Here is a 567-nt window from a genome sequence, read left to right as displayed (position 1 = left end):
GGGATCTCGATCGCGCTCACCGGTACCGCCCCAGCCGCCGCAACGACGCTTCCATATCATTCGCCTCTGCCATCGCTGCGCCGCCCGAAGCACCCTGCGTCGCCGCAAGGCCCACCCCCTCCGCGACCCAGCCGCGCACAGTCTCCGCCAGCACGGCGTCCTGCGCATTGACGATGACGGTGAGGCCGCCCGCACGCTGGCCCGCATCGTTGGCCGCCAGCAGCCGACGCGTCTCGCCGGCCGGCGTCACCTTCGACCCTTGCGGCAGGTTGACGATCTCGGGCCCGTTTTCCGCGAGCCAGGTCGCGCCACCAGACCACCATTCCGTGCCGGCAGCGTTGTTGCCGACGCCCTTCGAGCCGAACAGGCTGCCCAGCTTGCCGATCAGGCCGCTCAGCGTCGGCAGCGCCTTGTCGCCGTTCAGCAGGTTCTTGAGCGGGTTGAGCAGGGCCAGCTTCACGAACTCGCTCTTGAGCATATTCAGCATGGTCCGTCCGGCGTTTCCCCAGCTGGACCAGGTGTCCTCGGACAGCACCGTGTCCACGAAGTCGTTGCCGAAGTCGCGCA

General features: G+C 68.3%; 1 protein-coding gene. It reads right to left on the bottom strand.

What is annotated here, in order from left to right:
• Nucleotides 1–16: 16 nt before the first annotated feature.
• A partial coding sequence (locus MHZ35_RS17955; protein WP_239436860.1) for a hypothetical protein occupies nucleotides 17–567 on the bottom strand: 551 nt, incomplete at its 5' end.

This window comes from Sphingomonas sp. ACRSK (assembly GCF_022346685.1).
Classification (GTDB): Bacteria; Pseudomonadota; Alphaproteobacteria; order Sphingomonadales; family Sphingomonadaceae; genus Sphingomonas; species Sphingomonas molluscorum.
The sequence above is the reverse complement of the archived record's forward strand: the minus strand, read 5'-3'. Positions and strand labels throughout refer to the sequence as shown.